Below are 15,706 nucleotides of genomic sequence, written 5' to 3'. Positions count from 1 at the left end.
CAAAAACGAATCACCGATTTGCTTAAATGGTTACAGGGGATATTTTCCTGTCCGATAATAAGCGCACCGTCATAAGGTGTGAAAAAACCGGAGGAGGATATCATGGGCAATTTTGTTGCGTCATTACGGTCAGGGCGGAGTGCCTTGCTGGCAGGGTCGGCCGCGATCGGCCTGATGGCATCACCCGCATTTGCGCAAGACCAGGCAGACCAGGATGAGCCGCAGGCACGGGGCAACACGATTGTTGTTACCGCGACCAAGCGCGATGCCAATATCCAGGACATCCCCTTCTCAATCAACGCGCAAACCGCAGAGGACATCCAGCGATCCGGTGCGGTGACGCTCGAAGATCTTTCGCGCAATGTCGCGGGTCTTTCGGTACAAAACCTCGGGCCGGGCCAGAGCCAGGTTTCGGTTCGCGGTGTCTCGGCTGGCCAGGTCGCGCGCGACCAACCGGGGGTCAAGGAACAAGTGGGTGTCTATCTTGACGAGTCAGTCATCTCGACCTCTCTCTTCACGCCAGACATCGACCTTTATGATCTCAACCGTGTCGAGACACTTCGCGGCCCGCAAGGAACGTTGTTCGGTTCAGGATCAGTTGGCGGCACGATCCGCTACATCACGAATCAGCCTATTCTCGGCGTTACCGAAGGCTCAGTGGAAGCCAACGCTAATGTGGTCGACGAGGATGATTTTGGCTGGCACATGAAAGGCGCGATCAACGTACCAATAGGCGAAAATGCGGCAGCCCGTGCGGTGGGTTACTATACCGAATATGCCGGCTTTATCGATGCGCTAGGCCCAGGAGGGGGCGAGAATATTAATGGCGGCGCGCGATATGGCGGACGGCTGTCGATCCTGTTCGAACCATTCGCGGAAGTTCGCATTACGCCGCGCATCCTGTTCCAGAAAGTTGAGGCCGATGGCTTCAACCGCCAGGAGGTATATAATCTATACGCCAATCCGTTCACGACAACCCGGCCACCAGTCACCTTCAACGAACGCGAACAATATCTTCTGCTTCGCGAGGCTTTCGAGGATGAAACCTTGCTTGCCGATCTTGTTGCGGAGATCGATGTCGGCGGGGTGACGCTAACCTCTGTGACGAGTTACCTCAACCGCGACATTCTCGTTAGCCGTGATGCCAGCGCCCTTACCGGATCGGTCTCTGTGGACCTTGGTTTCCCCGATGCGGGCGTGCTGCTGCCTTCGAATCTGGTCGACACGACCAGTCTCGAGAACTTCTCTCAGGAGCTACGGATTTCATCTAACGATGATGGCCCCTTCCAGTGGGTCTTTGGTGGGTTCTACTCAAAGACTGACCGCTTTTACACGCAGCGACTGCCCACACCGGGTTACGCCGCCTTTACCGACGCGACTTTAGGCGATGGCACTTCGGCTGGCGCAGCTAATGGATTCCCCAATCTCGATTCGCCTTACAATGCGGATTTCCCGTTCGAGATGGAACAATTGGCGGTATTCGGGGAGGGCACCTACGAAGTGACAGACCGGTTCGATGTCACTCTTGGCGCCCGCTATTACGACTATTCCGAAAACCGCGCGTTCACCAATGGTGGACTTTTTGCGCCGGGCGACAACAGCACTGATGAAACCAATTCGAGCGGGATCAATCCGCGCCTTCTTTTGAGCTATGATGTTTCGGACAGTGTCACCATCAACGCTCAGGCGGCCAAGGGTTTTCGTCTCGGCGGCGTCAATGATCCGTTGAACGTAAGGCTTTGCACACCGGAAGATGCGGAGTTGTTCGGGGGTTTCCCGAGCTACGAAGACGAAAGCCTGTGGAACTACGAAATAGGTGCCAAAGCTTCCGGAAGGGGGTTTTATGCAAATGTCGCGGGCTTTTATAACGACATCCAAAACCTGCAGGTCACGCTGGACGCCCGTTCTTGTTCTTCGCGTGTCGTATTCAACGTGGAAGAAGCGCATTCGATGGGTCTGGAGGCCGAGTTTGGCGTCAGTCCTGCCGTTGGTCTGGACTTAAGTGTTTCGGCTAGCGTTATCGAGGCCGAATTCGACACCACCCTTCCGGGTGTCTTTGCGGAGGTGACTGGGATCCGCGAAGGTAATCGACTTCCATCCGTGCCGAAGTTTCAAGCTTCGGTCGCCGGAAGTTATGAGTGGGATATCAGCTCCTCAGCGCTGGCCTTCATTGCTGGCTCGTTCCAGCATGTTGGCACGCGCTATACGCAGCCGGCTGACCAGGAGAACAATCCGCAGACCTTCGTGCATGGACTTCCTTTTGGAGGACAGCCCGCTAATGCCGCGACGACGCTTGATCTTGAGCTGCCGTCCTACCAGCTCGTGGGCCTGAGTGCGGGCGTCGAATTCGACAACGGGTTCTCACTAACGGCTTATGTCAACAATCTGTTCGATGAAAACGCTTTGCTGGCCTTCGACCGTGAACGCGGAGGGCGGGCGCGTCTGGGATTCAGCGTCAACCAGCCGCGCACGATCGGATTGACAGCCCGCAAGGAGTTCTGATCGCTCCATCTGCGAAGAAATGCACCCCCGCCATCCGCTTGCCGGATGGCGGGGGTTTGCATTTGCGCACAACGCTTGCCTTTTGTCTGTTTGGGCACTATCTGCGCGCTCTTCACTGACACGTGATTCATCTTCCGGTCTGGCCGTTAGGGCTGCCAGGGCTGGTTGAACGTGTTCTCGAACTAGGAGACGAAAATGCCCAAGCTGAAGACCAAGAGCGGCGTCAAAAAGCGCTTCAAGCTCACCGCCACAGGCAAGGTCAAGCATGGTGTCGCTGGTAAGCGTCACCGCCTGATCAGCCACAATGCGAAGTATATCCGCCAACAGCGCGGCACCAAGGTTCTGGCCAAGGCCGACCAGGCAGCCGTGAAAAAATGGGCCCCCTACGGGCTCGATTGATTCGAAGAGCGGTCCCTTCGCGGACCGGCACCGAAGATCTGAACAAGGATATAGATAATGCCTCGCATCAAACGCGGTACAACCACCCGCACCAAGCACAAACGTTTACTCGAACAGGCCAAGGGCTATCGCGGTCGTCGCAAGAATACGATCCGCGTCGCTCGCCAGGCCGTCGAAAAGGCCGGCCAGTATGCTTACCGTGACCGCAAGGTCAAAAAGCGTAATTTCCGTGCCCTCTGGATCCAGCGTATCAACGCTGCTGTTCGCGCTGAAGGCCTGACCTACTCGCAGTTCATGCATGGCGTGAAGCTGGCCGGGATCGAGCTGGACCGTAAGGTCATGGCCGATCTGGCGATGAACGAAGGCGAAGCCTTTGGCCTCATCATCAAGCAGGCGAAAGACGCACTTCCCGCCTGACCGGTTGCACAATCGGACATTTTGGGGCGCCGGTATCGATTCCGGCGCCCTAATTGTTTGTGTTTGATGCTGGAACTTGCCAAGAACCCGCCCATGGGGTCGCAACAAGCTGTCATGTCGCTCGGCGTGGACGCGCCGGTTATCGGTAGCCGTTTTTTCGCGCCGCCGCCGGAGTTCAAGGGGTGCTTCACCACCTTTTACCGGTTGACGCTGGACCTGCCCGACGGGGACATGATCTCGGATTACATGCAGCCGGAATGGGCGAGCCTGCGCTTCTTTTCTGGCGCGCGGCCGATGGCGACAATCGGTCAGGATGAGCTTTCCGGCGCTCGCTTTGCAGCCACCGGGGTCAGTTCGATGCCGGCCCGTTTCACTATCGGTTCAACCAAGATGTGGGGCATCGGCATTCTCCCCCTGGGTTGGGCAAGGCTTTTCGATGCCGATGCCCGGCAGTTGGCGAACAGGCTTGTCGATGGAGAGCAGCATCCCCTCTTCTCTCGGCTGGCACCACTTGCCGACATCCTGGGCGACGAGACGATTTCGGATGACAAGCAATATTGCGCCATTGTCGAAGCCATGCGCTCTACAATGCGGCTACACCGCGATGAGGCGCGGATCATCAGGGTTCATGAGGCGCTGCTTGAAGCGGACCTGAAGACGGTTTCAGACATGGCAGAGTGTGCCGGATTGACTGTTCGCTCGCTCGAGCGCCGGTGCCATCGGCATTTTGGTTTCGCGCCCAAGATCCTGATGCGGCGGCAACGCTTCGTCCGCAGCCTGACCACTTTCATCCTCGACAGTGACGGCAAGTGGAGTGAAGCCATGGATGTGCATTATCATGACCAGTCACAATTCAGCCGCGAATTCACCAGGTTCATGGGTATGCGGCCAAGCAAATTTGCCACGCTGGATCATCCCTTCATGAAGGCATTTGTGGCCGCCCGGACAGAGCTGCTTGGCTCGGCGGCGCAGACGCTGGATGCGCCCGACCGCTGATCTGGGTGCCCGCCCGGCGCATTGCCGCTTTGCCAACCGGGCGAATAATCGCTAGCGGAGCGCCCTTCACGCAAAAAACTGGTTCTGATGACTGAAATGCAATCGAAGACGGACGCGGCGCTTGCCGCCATTGCCGACGCAGGCGATCTCGACGCGCTGGAAGAGCTGCGCCTTGCCGCGCTTGGCAAGAAGGGCTGGGTGAGCGCTGCTCTAAAGACCCTGGGGCAGATGTCGCCCGAAGAACGGACCACTGCCGCACCGGCAATTCAGGCCGTGCGGGCGCAAATATCCGACGCGCTTGCGGCAAAGAAGGCAGAGCTTGAATCGGCCGAGCTGGAGGCACGTCTGGCAACCGAAACGCTCGACCTGACCCTGCCCGCTCCACAATCCGCACGCGGCAGCGTCCATCCGGTGAGCCAGGTGATGGACGAGCTGGCGGAGATTTTCGCCGACATGGGTTTCGCCGTCGCGACCGGTCCCGAGATCGAGGACGATTGGTACAATTTCACCGCGCTCAACATGCCCGAAAGCCACCCGGCGCGCGCGATGCACGACACGTTCTATTTCCCCGACACCGCCCCCAAGGGCGGGAAGATGCTGCTTCGCACGCATACCTCACCGGTGCAGATCCGCACGATGATGGCCGAGGGCGCTCCGCTGCGGATCATCGCACCGGGACGCGTCTATCGCAGCGACAGCGATGCCACGCACACACCGATGTTCCACCAGGTGGAAGGGCTTGTGATCGACAAGGGCATCCATCTCGGTCATCTGAAATGGACGCTGGAAACCTTCCTCAAGGCTTTCTTCGAAACCGACGACATCGTGCTGCGCCTGCGCCCGAGCTATTTCCCCTTCACAGAACCATCGGTCGAAGTGGACGTCGGCTTCGCCATTGAAAACGGTAAGCGCGTGCTTGGCGGCAGCGGCGATGCGCCCGGCCACGGCTGGATGGAGCTGCTCGGCAGCGGCATGGTCAACGCCCGCGTAATCGAATTCGCCGGGCTTGATCCCGATGAATGGCAGGGCTTCGCCTGGGGCTTGGGCGTGGATCGTCTCGCCATGCTGAAATACGGCATGGACGATTTGCGCGCCTTCTTCGATGGCGATGTACGCTGGCTCCAGCATTATGGATTTTCGGGGCTCGACCAGCCGACGCTTTCGGGCGGTGTGGGAGTAGCGCCATGAAGTTCTCGCTCGAATGGCTGAAATACTTCCTCGATACCGAGGCGGATACGGCTCAGATCGCTGCCAAGCTCAATGCCATCGGCATCGAGGTGGAGGGGATCGAGGATCCTGCCGAACGGCTGGCCGGGTTCCAGGTCGCCGAAGTCCTGACCGCCGAAAAGCATCCCGATGCCGACAAGCTGCAAGTGCTGTCGGTGAACACCGGGGAAGGCCCGCCGCTGCAAGTCGTGTGCGGCGCTCCCAACGCCCGCGCAGGCATGAAAGGTGTGCTCGGCCTGCCCGGTGCCGAAGTCCCCGCCAATGGCATGAAGCTCAAGAAGAGCGCCATTCGCGGCGTCGAATCCAACGGCATGATGTGCTCGGTGCGTGAACTCGAACTGGGCGAAGAGCATGACGGGATCATCGAACTCCCCGAAGATGCGCCGGTCGGCAGCAGCTTTGCCGATTACCACGGTGCCTCGCCAGTTTTTGATGTGGCGATCACGCCCAATCGTCCCGATTGCATGGGCGTCTACGGCATAGCCCGCGACCTGGCGGCTGCAGGCCTTGGCACGTTCAAGCCGATCGAGCCCTCTGCCATCGAAGCCAGCTATCCGTGCCCGGTCGAAATCCGAACCGATGATCCAGAGGGCTGCCCCGCCTTCTACGGCCGCGTCATCAGGGGCGTGAAAAACGGTGACAGCCCGGACTGGATGCAGCGTCGGCTCATCGCGGCCGGACAGCGCCCGATCAGCGCGCTGGTGGACATCACGAATTACGTGATGCTCGCTTTCGGTCGTCCGGCCCACGCCTATGATCTTGCAAAGCTCAGCGGCCCGGTGGTTGCCCGCCGCGCCAAAAATGGCGAGCAGGTGCTGGCGCTGAACGAGAAGACCTACACGCTCGATGACAGCATGACGGTGATCGCTGATGACAACGGCGTGCATGACATTGCCGGCATCATGGGCGGTGAGCATTCCTCGGTGCAGGAGGACACGAGTGAGGTGCTGCTCGAGATCGCCTATTTCGATCCCGAAGCCATCGGCGTGACGGGCCGCAAACTGGGCGTTGCCACCGACGCCCGCACGCGGTTCGAGCGCGGCGTCGATCCGGCTTTCCTCGATGATGGCCTCGCCATCCTCACCAGCCTGATCCAGCGTTTCTGCGGCGGTGAGGCGAGCGATGTGGTGCGCGCGGGGTCGCCTCCCAGCGAGCCGAAAGAGGTCGCTTTCGATCCAGCACTCACTGCACGGCTTGGCGGCATTGAGGTAAGCGAAACGGAACAGAAGCGCATTCTCGAATCACTCGATTTCACCGTGTCGGATGACTGGAAGGTCAGCTGTCCGCTGCGCCGCCATGACATCGAAGGTCCTGCCGATCTGGTCGAGGAAGTGGTTCGTATCCACGGGCTCGACGTGGTGGCGAGCGTTGCCCTGCCGCGCGCTGATGGCGTGGCCCGGCCCACTGCCACGCCCGAACAGAAGCTGGAACGCCGCGTGCGCCGTGCCGCAGCAGTGCGCGGACTTAACGAGGCGATCACCTGGTCATTCCTTCCCGTGCCCGAAGCGGAACACTTTGCGGAAGATGGGGAGACTCTCTGGCTCCTCGACAACCCGATCAGCGAAGACATGAAGGCAATGCGCCCCTCGCTCATTCCCGGACTGCTTTCGGCTGCAAAACGCAATGCCGATCGCGGTGCCGACAGCCTGCGTTTGTTCGAAATCGGTCGACGCCATTCGCGTGCGAAAGATGGGTCCAGCGATGAACATCCAACGCTTGCCGTACTGCTCGCGGGAGAGAAGGCCTCACGCGATTGGGCGAATGGCAAGGCGGCGATGTTCGACGCTTTCGATGCCAAGGGCGAAGCCGAAGCGCTGCTCGCCGAGGCAGGCGCCCCGGTCGACAGGCTGATGGTGATGGGAGAAGCCGGAGGGCAATTCCATCCCGGCCAGTCGGGCACATTGCGGCTCGGACCCAAGAAGGTGCTCGCCCGGTTCGGCGCGTTGCACCCGGCGACGCTACAGGCTTTCGATGTCGATGGTCCGGTGATGGCGGTCGAGATTTATCTCGATGCCATTCCTGCCAAGCGCGGTGGCAAGGGTTTTGCCCGCGCTCCCTATACGCCGCCTGCGCTGCAAGCGGTGAAGCGCGATTACGCCTTCCTCGTCCCCGCCGATCTTGCCGCGGGCGACTTGCTGCGTGCAGCGAAAGCTGCGGATAAGGCGAACATCGTTGATGCCCGCGTGTTCGACGTGTTTGCCGGCCAAGGCGTTCCCGAAGGCAAGAAGAGCGTCGCCATCGAGGTGACTCTCCAGCCGGGAGACAAGAGCTTCAAGGACGAAGAGCTGAAAGCGATCTCGGATTCCGTGATCGCGGCGGCTGCGAAGCTGGGGGCCGAGTTAAGGGGCTGACGCTGTCGTCAGGCGACAGCGCCAGCCTGCTGGAGTGAGCAGACCGATCAATCAGTGATCGCGACCCGATCCACTCTTTGCCCGCCCATCGCCAGCATACGGTCTTCGACGCGGTCGAGTTCTTCGCGGGCCTGGGCGAGGCGATCCGTCGCTCGCTCAAGTTCGCGCTCTTCCTCGCGCAAGTTGGCTTCGGCACGTGCGAGGCGTTCTTGCGCATTCGCAACCTCACGCTGCTCGTCCAGGACAGTTCCCTGCCGATCCACAATGCGCTCTGCCAGGCGATTGGCCTGCCGCTCGAGCCGTTCCCAATCCCGCTGCTCGTCACCATCAAGGTCGCTCGGCGCGGTCACCGTTATCTGCTGCGCGGCCACAGGGGCCGTCAGCGCGAAAAGCGGGGCCGAAGCGATGGCGGCAGCGAGAAAAACATTCTTCATTCTTCAATTCCTTTGGTTTCCCGTCCTCAATACATCAAGGCTTAAAATCGGTAAAACGCGATTGACAGAAGCTTAAATCCGGATATTTCGGATTAATGGACCTGGCGCAAATCCGGACTTTTCTTGCCGCTGCGGAATCGGGAAGTTTTTCCTCGGCCGCAGAGATCGTCCATGCCAGCGCGTCGTCGGTTACCGACCGTATCGCCGTTCTCGAAGCGCGGCTTGGCGCTCCGCTGTTCCATCGCTCGCGAAAGGGGTGCGCCTTGACCGAGGCGGGGGAGCGATTCCTGCCGCGTGCGCGTTCGATCGAGGAGATCTGGCAGCTAGGCCATGCCGAGGCGGCGATACCCGCACGCTTTTCCGGCATCGTGCGGATTGGCGGCCAATATGCGCTCTGGCCGCAGTTCCTCATCCCTTGGATCGCCCGATTGCAGGAGCGTGAGCCGCAGCTCTCGTTGCAACTGACCGCGGGTGCATCGGCGCGCCTCAACCGTGACCTCGCGGGTCGCGGCCTTGACCTCGCCATTGTTTACAGCCCCGTGATCGGGCCCGGTGTCGAATCCCGCCCCATCCTCAACGACCGACTCATCCTTGTCCGTCCGCCCGCGCTTCCCGATTGGCGGGAGAGCTGGGTCGACATAGACTGGGGCAAGGAGATGCGCGATGGCATCGCTGCTTCTATCGGACCGGTAGATTCGCGCGGCCTCGTGCTGGACCTTGGCGGCATGGCAGTGACCTGGCTGATCGAGCGCCAGTGCGCAGGTTATGTTCCCGAAAGGCTCGCGCAATCCGCCATTGCCGAGGGCAGGCTGGTGCAGGTCGTGGATTTGCCGCAGTTCGATTTTGCCGCGCATGCTGTCTGGCGGTCGCGGTCGGATGTCGCGATACTGCCGCTGGTGGAATCGCTTCTCGATTTCGTAGCCGAGCAGGCGGACCTGCCCGCGCCCGCCTAGGCTGCAACAGCATCATGGACGCGCTGCCTGCTCGCGGCTAGGGCGCCTTCCATGTCCAGCGCCACGAATCCACGCCGCACCTTCGCCATCATCTCGCATCCTGACGCGGGTAAGACCACGCTGACCGAGAAGCTGCTGCTTCAGGGCGGCGCGATCCATCTGGCCGGGCAGGTGAAAGCCCGCGGACAGGCGCGCAGGGCGCGGTCCGACTGGATGAAGATCGAGCAGCAGCGCGGCATCTCGGTCACTTCATCGGTCATGACCTTCGAGAAGGAATTCGAAGGAGAGACGATCACTTTCAACCTGCTCGACACGCCGGGGCACGAAGACTTCTCCGAAGACACCTATCGCACGCTCACTGCGGTCGATTCCGCAATCATGGTGATCGATGCGGCCAAGGGTATCGAGCCGCAGACGCGCAAGCTGTTCGAGGTCTGCCGGTTACGCAGCGTTCCGATCATCACCTTCGTCAACAAGGTCGACCGAGAGGGCCGCGACCCGTTCGAGACGCTGGACGAAGTGGCCGACATGCTGGCGCTCGACGTGTCACCGCAGATGTGGCCCATCGGCATGGGCGGGTTGTTCGAAGGCCTGCTCGATTTCCGCACCGGAGAGGTCGCGCGGCCAGAAGGGGATTCGAAGGAATATCTCGGCAAGCGCGATAGTGATCCGGTCATTCCGGAGAAGTACGAGGAAGAATACCAGCTGGCGCAGGCGGGCTATCCCGAGTTCGATCTCGAGGCATATCGCAATGGCGACTTGACGCCTGTCTATTTCGGTAGCGCGCTCAAGAATTTCGGCGTTGAGGAACTGATCGATGCGATCGCCCGATACGCCCCGCCGCCACGCCCGCAGCCTGCAGGCGAGGACAAGATCGCACCCGACCATGACGAAGTTACCGGCTTCATCTTCAAGGTGCAGGCCAACATGGACCCGATGCACCGCGACCGGATCGCCTTCATGCGGCAGGTGTCCGGCACATTCAAACGCGGCATGAAGCTGACGCCGAGCGGGCTGGGCAAGCCTATCGCCGTGCATTCGCCGATCCTGTTCTTCGCGCAGGACCGCGAAATCGCCGACACTGCCGAGCCGGGCGACATCATCGGCATTCCCAACCACGGCACCTTGCGCGTGGGCGATACCCTGTCCGAGAAGAACCAGATCCGCTTCACCGGCCTGCCCAATTTCGCGCCCGAAATCCTGCGCCGCGTGCAGCTGAAGGATCCGACCAAGACCAAGCAATTGCGCAAGGCGCTGGATGATCTTTCCGAAGAAGGCGTGATCCAGGTGTTCTATCCCGAAATCGGCGGGTCGAGCATCGTTGGCGTGGTCGGCCAGTTGCAGCTCGATGTGCTCGTTTCACGGCTGGCGGCGGAATACAAGGTGGAGGCCGCGCTCGAAGCCTCACCCTTCGCCACCGCGCGGTGGTTGAAGGGGTCTGACGAGGCACTGAGAGAGTTCGAGCGGTTCAACCAGGGCAATTTGGCGCGCGACCGCGATGGCGACATGGTGTTCATGGCAAAAAGCCCGTGGGATGTCGGCTACCAGGAAGAGAAGAACCCCGACCTGAAGTTCTCGGCTACCAAGGAACGGTGACAGGGCATGGATTGGCGCGTAACCTGCGCCAATGGCAGACTTCACCGACACCCTAACCGAAGATCACATCGCGATGATCGAAGGCCAGCCGGTCTTCTTCGTTGCCACCGCCGCTCCAGAGGCGCGGATCAATCTCTCGCCCAAGGGCCTGGCAGACACTTTTCGCGTCTTGTCACCATCGCGGGTTGCCTATCTCGACCTCGCCGGATCGGGCAATGAGACCCATGCCCACCTAATGGCTGATGGCCGGATCACCCTGATGTTCTGCAACTTCCAGCAGCCCGCGCTGATCCTGCGGATTTACGGGACCGGACGCCCCGTCCTGCCGCAAGACGATGGTTGGGCAGACCTTGCTGCCCAATTCACCTTGCTGCCCGGCACCCGCCAGATTTTCGATGTCGCGGTGGAGAGCGTGCAGACGAGCTGCGGCTGGGGCGTGCCGATGATGGAGTTCGATCGCGAGCGCGCCACGCTGGTGAAATATCATACAGGGAGCGATCCGGACCAATTTGTCGCCAAGCAAAGCGGCAGGACGCAAAGCATCGACGGCCTGCCTGTACGCCCGCCAGACCGCTATATCGAAGGAACGATTCCGCCCGTCGAATAGTAGGTTGGCAGCCATGCAAATCACCTTCGCCAGCTATAACATCCATAAAGCCGTCGGCGGCGACCGCAGGCGCGATCCGGTGCGCGTGCTCGATGTAATCGACGAACTGGAGGCGGACATTGTCGCGCTGCAGGAAGTCGATATCCGCTTCGGCGACCGCCAGAGTGTGCTCGATCTCGACGATATCAAGGAGCGCGGCTGGCAGGTTGCAGCTTTGCCCACCTTGCCGCGAAGCATGGGCTGGCATGGCAATGCTATCCTCGTTCGCAACCGGATCGCGATCGCCCAGGTCGAGGCGGAGAACCTGCCGCAGATCGAACCGCGCGGCGCAGTTCGTGCAAAACTTTCCATCGCGGATGCCGAGATTTGCGTCACGGCCATGCATCTCGACCTGTCCGGTCTCAGGCGGAAGCGGCAGTTCGCCCATTTGTGCGATGCCAGCCGGGCGCCGGGCCTGCCTGCAGTCATGCTGGGCGATTGCAACGAATGGGTGCGGCCCATGGGCGGCGACCGCGGGCTTGCAGCGCATTGGGAGATGATCGCGCCAGGCCCCAGCTTTCCCGCCCGCAGGCCCATGCTGGCGCTCGACCGCGTCATGCACACCCCGCATTGGGACGTGATAGAAGCGCAAGTGCATTCGAGCACGCTTGCCAGGAACGCGTCGGACCACCTGCCTATCCGCGTGACCCTTGCCCTGCCCGATTCTTGAGCGGACTTGCCTGATATTTGTGCGCTGCAACAAGTGGGGGTGGTGCTGAAGGCAACCTATCCCCCCGAGAAATAACCCGCCCTGCCAATTGGCACGGGCTTTGCAGACTGACCTCCCGGCCGGAAAATTCTCCGGCGCAGGATAGGGGCAGCGCATGAAATTTGTCATCGCCATCATCAAACCATTCAAGCTCGACGATGTGCGCGAAGCGCTCGCCGGGGTTGGTGTTGCCGGGATGACCGTCTCGGAAGTCAAGGGATTTGGCCGCCAGAAAGGCCAGACCGAAATTTATCGCGGCGCCGAATATTCGGTCAACATGCTGCCGAAGGTGAAGCTGGAAATCGCGGTCAGCGATGAGCTGATGCCCAAGGTGGTCGAAGCCATCCAGCAAACCGCCAGCACGCAAAGCATCGGCGACGGGAAGATCTTCGTGCTCGACCTCGCGTCGACCACGCGCATCCGCACCGGCGAAACCGACGAAACCGCGCTTTGATCAGGGGTCAGGCAACATGAAAAGCAATCTTATCAAACTGGGTGCCGTCACAGTCGCGGCGCTTATCGCATCGAACCCGGCCCTCGCGGCACCCGTAGCGGAAGCCCCGGTGGCTGACGTCGTGGAAGCTGCTGCGCCTGCCGCAGATGCTGTCGGCGGCGGTACGGCCTATATCTTCAACACTCTGCTGTTCCTGATTGGCGGCTTTCTGGTGATGTGGATGGCGGCAGGCTTCGCCATGCTCGAGGCCGGACTTGTCCGCGCCAAGAACACCAGCACGCAATGCCTCAAGAACATCGGCCTCTATTCGATTGCCGGTCTGATGTTCTGGGTCATCGGCTACAACATTGCCTACCCGGGCTTCGATGGTTCGGGCTGGTTCGGCATGGCCGGTACGATCTACCCGATGCAGGATGTCGGCGCCGCCGATCTGGATACAGGCTATTCGGTCGCTTCCGACTGGTTCTTCCAGATGGTCTTCTGCGCCACCACGGCCTCGATCGTGTCGGGCACCGTGGCCGAACGCGTGAAGATCGTCCCGTTCTTCATCTTCGTGACTGTCCTTACCGGCTTCATCTATCCGGTCGTGGTCAGCTGGGAATGGGGCGCAGGCTCGCTTGACGCGATGGGCTTCTCCGATTTCGCTGGCTCGACGCTCGTCCACTCGACCGGCGGCTGGGCTGCCCTCATGGGTGCGATCATCATCGGTGCCCGCCTCGGCCGCTACGGCCCGGACGGCAAGGTCAACGTGTTCCCCGGCTCCAACATCCCGCTGGCAACACTGGGTACGTTTATCCTCTGGCTCGGCTGGTTCGGCTTCAACGGCGCATCGCAGCTCGCGATGGGTACCGTTGGTGACGTGTCGGACGTGTCGAAGATCTTCGTGAACACCAACATGGCTGCTGCTGGCGGCGTGGTTACTGCGATCATCCTGACGCAGCTGCGCTACAAGAAAGCGGACGTGACCATGGCGCTGAACGGTGCGCTGGCCGGCCTCGTGTCGATCACCGCCGAACCCCTCGCCCCGACCGTCGGATCGTCGATCCTGATCGGTGCGGTTGGCGGTGCCATCGTGGTCTTTACAGTGCCGCTGCTCGACAAGTTCAAGATCGACGACGTGGTCGGCGCCATCCCGGTTCACCTCTTCGCGGGTATCTGGGGCACGCTGGCCGTGGCTTTCAATACCCAGTCCGAAGTTGACGGTGTGGTTCTGTCGATGGGCGAGCAGTTCGGTGTCCAGGCGATCGGCGTGGTTGCGACCGGCGTGTTCGTCTGCGCTGCCTCCGCGATCCTCTGGTTCGCACTCAAGGCCACCATCGGCGTTCGCCCGAGTGCGGATATCGAAACCGATGGTCTCGATATCCACGAAACCGGCGTCGAGGCCTATCCGGGACTGGCCAATCAGGCCTGACCCCTGACCCTAGTTTGGCGGGGACGGGACTCTCTCCTCTCTCCTCTCGTCCCCGCCTCACCTCGTTCCTCCTGCGAACGTACCAACTTGAATGGGCCGGAGCGGCAAGCTCCGGCCCCTTTTTTTAGACTTTTTGGGCTTGCCAGCCGGGGGTGATGCACCGCAAATGGAGCACGCATTCGAAGAGGGAGCGCCCAGGATGAAATTCGTCGTCGCCGTTATCAAGCCGCACAAGCTGGAAGAGGTGCGAGAAGCACTGGCTGCTATCGGCGTCTCCGGAATGACCGTGTGCGAGGCCAAGGGTTTCGGGCGACAGAAGGGACAGACCGAGATCTATCGCGGCGCCGAATATGCCGTGAACATGCTCCCCAAGGTGCGCATTGAAATTGCCGCGAGCGATGAACTGGTACCGCAGATCGTGGAAACCATCCGCAATGCGGCCAACAACAGCCAGATCGGTGATGGCAAGATCTTCGTGTTGGAATTGGCCTCCGCCACCCGGATTCGCACCGGTGAAGAAGGCGAACTTGCGCTGTAAGACGATCGCCCGAAGTCGTTGTATTAAAGCCACGAAGTTCGCTGCAACCCATTCCGAGATCGGCAGAAATGGCTGAATTGAATTGTAAACTGCGGCGGGTTGATGCGTCCCCCCATGCCAGCAAATGCTGATCGCGCTTCGATAAGGGCTGACAAATCCCTCGTCATATCATTGCGCTGCTTGATACGTAGATTTCCTGAGACTATGCCTTGCGTGAGGCACGAAGGGAAAAATTGTATGCGTAATCTTGCATTTGGACTTGGGCTGGGCGTTTCCGCCCTTGCTCTTGCGGCACCAGCCACGGCAGGCGACCGCGAAATTTATGTCGGCGTTGATGGCGGGGTAGTCCTGCTCGAAGATTTCGATACGGACATCGAGTTCACGCCCGACGCAACCCAGACCTCCAGCGACAATGGTTATGAGATTGCGGCCTTGGCCGGTTATGACTGGGGCCTCCTGCGCACTGAGATCGAAGGATCGTATCGCTTCTGGGACATGGACGAGATCAATGTCGATGCGCGGGGAATCCCGTTTGATACGAACCCCGTTGCAGCAGGTACTTTCCGCTATCAGGGGGACATGCAGTCAACGTCCGTGATGGCCAATGCACTGCTCGATTTCGGCGGTGAAGACACAGTCGGCTTCGCGATCGGATTGGGTGGGGGCCGGACATGGTTGAATGCCGATACGACCGTATCGACCAACGGTCCTGGCTATCTTGACGACAGCGGCAGCGCATGGGCATGGCAGGCGCTTGCCCAGCTTCGCGCACCGGTGAACGACAATTTTGATGTTGGCGTTAAATACAAATATTTCAACACTTTGGAATTCGAACTGGCAGACACGTCTGGCCGCAGGAACGAATTTGAACTTTCCGGGCATTCGATCATGCTGGGGTTCATGCTGAATTTCGGTGGCACGGAAGCTCCGCCTCCGCCGCCTCCTCCTCCGCCGCCCCCGCCGCCGCCACCCCCGCCGCCTCCGCCGCCGCCGCCTCCGCCGCCGGTTGCCGAGTGCAACACCGGGCCGTACATCGTGTTCTTCGACTGGGATCAGTCGAACATCACTCCGGA

General features: G+C 60.6%; 15 protein-coding genes. 14 read left to right on the top strand and 1 reads right to left on the bottom strand.

The genetic code is table 11. The features are described from left to right. Positions 1-102 precede the first annotated feature (102 nt). The 6 genes from AAC850_RS07625 (at position 103) to pheT (ending at position 7,892) form a co-directional block, all read left to right on the top strand. Positions 103-2,502, top strand: coding sequence for a TonB-dependent receptor (locus tag AAC850_RS07625; protein WP_340588107.1), 2,400 nt, complete (start codon positions 103-105; stop codon positions 2,500-2,502). Positions 2,503-2,697: 195 nt separating this feature from the next. Next, positions 2,698-2,901, top strand: coding sequence for a 50S ribosomal protein L35 (gene rpmI / locus AAC850_RS07620; protein WP_048884691.1), 204 nt, complete (start codon positions 2,698-2,700; stop codon positions 2,899-2,901). Positions 2,902-2,958: 57 nt separating this feature from the next. After that, positions 2,959-3,318: a 50S ribosomal protein L20 gene (gene rplT, locus AAC850_RS07615; protein ID WP_340588106.1), complete on the top strand. Its 360-nt coding sequence runs from the start codon at positions 2,959-2,961 to the stop codon at positions 3,316-3,318. Positions 3,319-3,411: 93 nt separating this feature from the next. Beyond that, positions 3,412-4,314, top strand: coding sequence for a helix-turn-helix domain-containing protein (locus AAC850_RS07610; protein WP_340588104.1), 903 nt, complete (start codon positions 3,412-3,414; stop codon positions 4,312-4,314). Positions 4,315-4,401: 87 nt separating this feature from the next. Further along, positions 4,402-5,502, top strand: coding sequence for a phenylalanine--tRNA ligase subunit alpha (pheS, locus tag AAC850_RS07605; protein WP_340588103.1), 1,101 nt, complete (start codon positions 4,402-4,404; stop codon positions 5,500-5,502). Further along, complete coding sequence (pheT, locus tag AAC850_RS07600) at positions 5,499-7,892, top strand: phenylalanine--tRNA ligase subunit beta (RefSeq protein ID WP_340588102.1); 2,394 nt, start codon at positions 5,499-5,501, stop codon at positions 7,890-7,892. Before pheS ends, pheT begins: the two co-directional genes overlap by 4 nt. A gap of 47 nt (positions 7,893-7,939) precedes the next feature. On the opposite strand, the gene AAC850_RS07595 is transcribed toward pheT, so the two are convergent. Then, a complete protein-coding gene (locus AAC850_RS07595; protein ID WP_340588101.1) occupies positions 7,940-8,326 on the bottom strand; it encodes a hypothetical protein in 387 nt (128 codons plus the stop codon). Positions 8,327-8,421: 95 nt separating this feature from the next. Here AAC850_RS07595 and AAC850_RS07590 point away from each other — a divergent pair, with 95 nt between their 5' ends. The 8 genes from AAC850_RS07590 to AAC850_RS07555 form a co-directional block, all read left to right on the top strand. After that, entirely contained in the window at positions 8,422-9,279 is an 858-nt protein-coding gene (locus AAC850_RS07590) for a LysR family transcriptional regulator (RefSeq protein ID WP_340588100.1), read from the top strand. 51 nt (positions 9,280-9,330) lie between these two features. Then, the gene (locus AAC850_RS07585) at positions 9,331-10,875 is read left to right on the top strand and encodes a peptide chain release factor 3 (protein WP_340588099.1); all 1,545 of its coding nucleotides are present in this window, start codon (positions 9,331-9,333) and stop codon (positions 10,873-10,875) included. A gap of 31 nt (positions 10,876-10,906) precedes the next feature. Continuing rightward, positions 10,907-11,482: a pyridoxamine 5'-phosphate oxidase family protein gene (locus AAC850_RS07580; RefSeq protein WP_340588098.1), complete on the top strand. Its 576-nt coding sequence runs from the start codon at positions 10,907-10,909 to the stop codon at positions 11,480-11,482. A gap of 13 nt (positions 11,483-11,495) precedes the next feature. Continuing rightward, positions 11,496-12,191: an endonuclease/exonuclease/phosphatase family protein gene (locus AAC850_RS07575; protein ID WP_340588097.1), complete on the top strand. Its 696-nt coding sequence runs from the start codon at positions 11,496-11,498 to the stop codon at positions 12,189-12,191. Between the two features lie 154 nt (positions 12,192-12,345). Continuing rightward, on the top strand, positions 12,346-12,684 hold the full coding sequence (locus AAC850_RS07570) for a P-II family nitrogen regulator (RefSeq protein ID WP_340588096.1): 339 nt from the start codon (positions 12,346-12,348) through the stop codon (positions 12,682-12,684). Between the two features lie 16 nt (positions 12,685-12,700). Further along, positions 12,701-14,095: an ammonium transporter gene (gene amt / locus AAC850_RS07565; RefSeq protein WP_340588095.1), complete on the top strand. Its 1,395-nt coding sequence runs from the start codon at positions 12,701-12,703 to the stop codon at positions 14,093-14,095. Between the two features lie 199 nt (positions 14,096-14,294). Next, complete coding sequence (locus tag AAC850_RS07560) at positions 14,295-14,633, top strand: P-II family nitrogen regulator (RefSeq protein ID WP_340588094.1); 339 nt, start codon at positions 14,295-14,297, stop codon at positions 14,631-14,633. Between the two features lie 237 nt (positions 14,634-14,870). Beyond that, positions 14,871-15,706, top strand: an 836-nt coding sequence (locus AAC850_RS07555; RefSeq protein WP_340588093.1) for an outer membrane protein, incomplete at its 3' end; no start/stop codon positions are given.

Source organism: Erythrobacter alti, from assembly GCF_037996805.1.
Lineage (GTDB): Bacteria > Pseudomonadota > Alphaproteobacteria > Sphingomonadales > Sphingomonadaceae > Alteraurantiacibacter > Alteraurantiacibacter alti.
This window is presented reverse-complemented; position numbering and strand designations above follow the sequence as displayed.

Bases quoted from the DNA above. Each gene is read 5' to 3' on its own strand.
- AAC850_RS07585 (WP_340588099.1), top strand. From the start codon at position 9,331: ATGTCCAGCGCCACGAATCCACGCCGCACCTTCGCCATCATCTCGCAT.
- AAC850_RS07575 (WP_340588097.1), top strand. From the start codon at position 11,496: ATGCAAATCACCTTCGCCAGCTATAACATCCATAAAGCCGTCGGCGGC.
- AAC850_RS07580 (WP_340588098.1), top strand. From the start codon at position 10,907: ATGGCAGACTTCACCGACACCCTAACCGAAGATCACATCGCGATGATC.
- AAC850_RS07590 (WP_340588100.1), top strand. From the start codon at position 8,422: ATGGACCTGGCGCAAATCCGGACTTTTCTTGCCGCTGCGGAATCGGGA.
- rplT (WP_340588106.1), top strand. From the start codon at position 2,959: ATGCCTCGCATCAAACGCGGTACAACCACCCGCACCAAGCACAAACGT.
- AAC850_RS07595 (WP_340588101.1), bottom strand. From the start codon at position 8,326: ATGAAGAATGTTTTTCTCGCTGCCGCCATCGCTTCGGCCCCGCTTTTC.
- AAC850_RS07610 (WP_340588104.1), top strand. From the start codon at position 3,412: ATGGGGTCGCAACAAGCTGTCATGTCGCTCGGCGTGGACGCGCCGGTT.
- AAC850_RS07570 (WP_340588096.1), top strand. From the start codon at position 12,346: ATGAAATTTGTCATCGCCATCATCAAACCATTCAAGCTCGACGATGTG.
- amt (WP_340588095.1), top strand. From the start codon at position 12,701: ATGAAAAGCAATCTTATCAAACTGGGTGCCGTCACAGTCGCGGCGCTT.
- AAC850_RS07560 (WP_340588094.1), top strand. From the start codon at position 14,295: ATGAAATTCGTCGTCGCCGTTATCAAGCCGCACAAGCTGGAAGAGGTG.
- pheS (WP_340588103.1), top strand. From the start codon at position 4,402: ATGACTGAAATGCAATCGAAGACGGACGCGGCGCTTGCCGCCATTGCC.
- AAC850_RS07625 (WP_340588107.1), top strand. From the start codon at position 103: ATGGGCAATTTTGTTGCGTCATTACGGTCAGGGCGGAGTGCCTTGCTG.
- rpmI (WP_048884691.1), top strand. From the start codon at position 2,698: ATGCCCAAGCTGAAGACCAAGAGCGGCGTCAAAAAGCGCTTCAAGCTC.
- pheT (WP_340588102.1), top strand. From the start codon at position 5,499: ATGAAGTTCTCGCTCGAATGGCTGAAATACTTCCTCGATACCGAGGCG.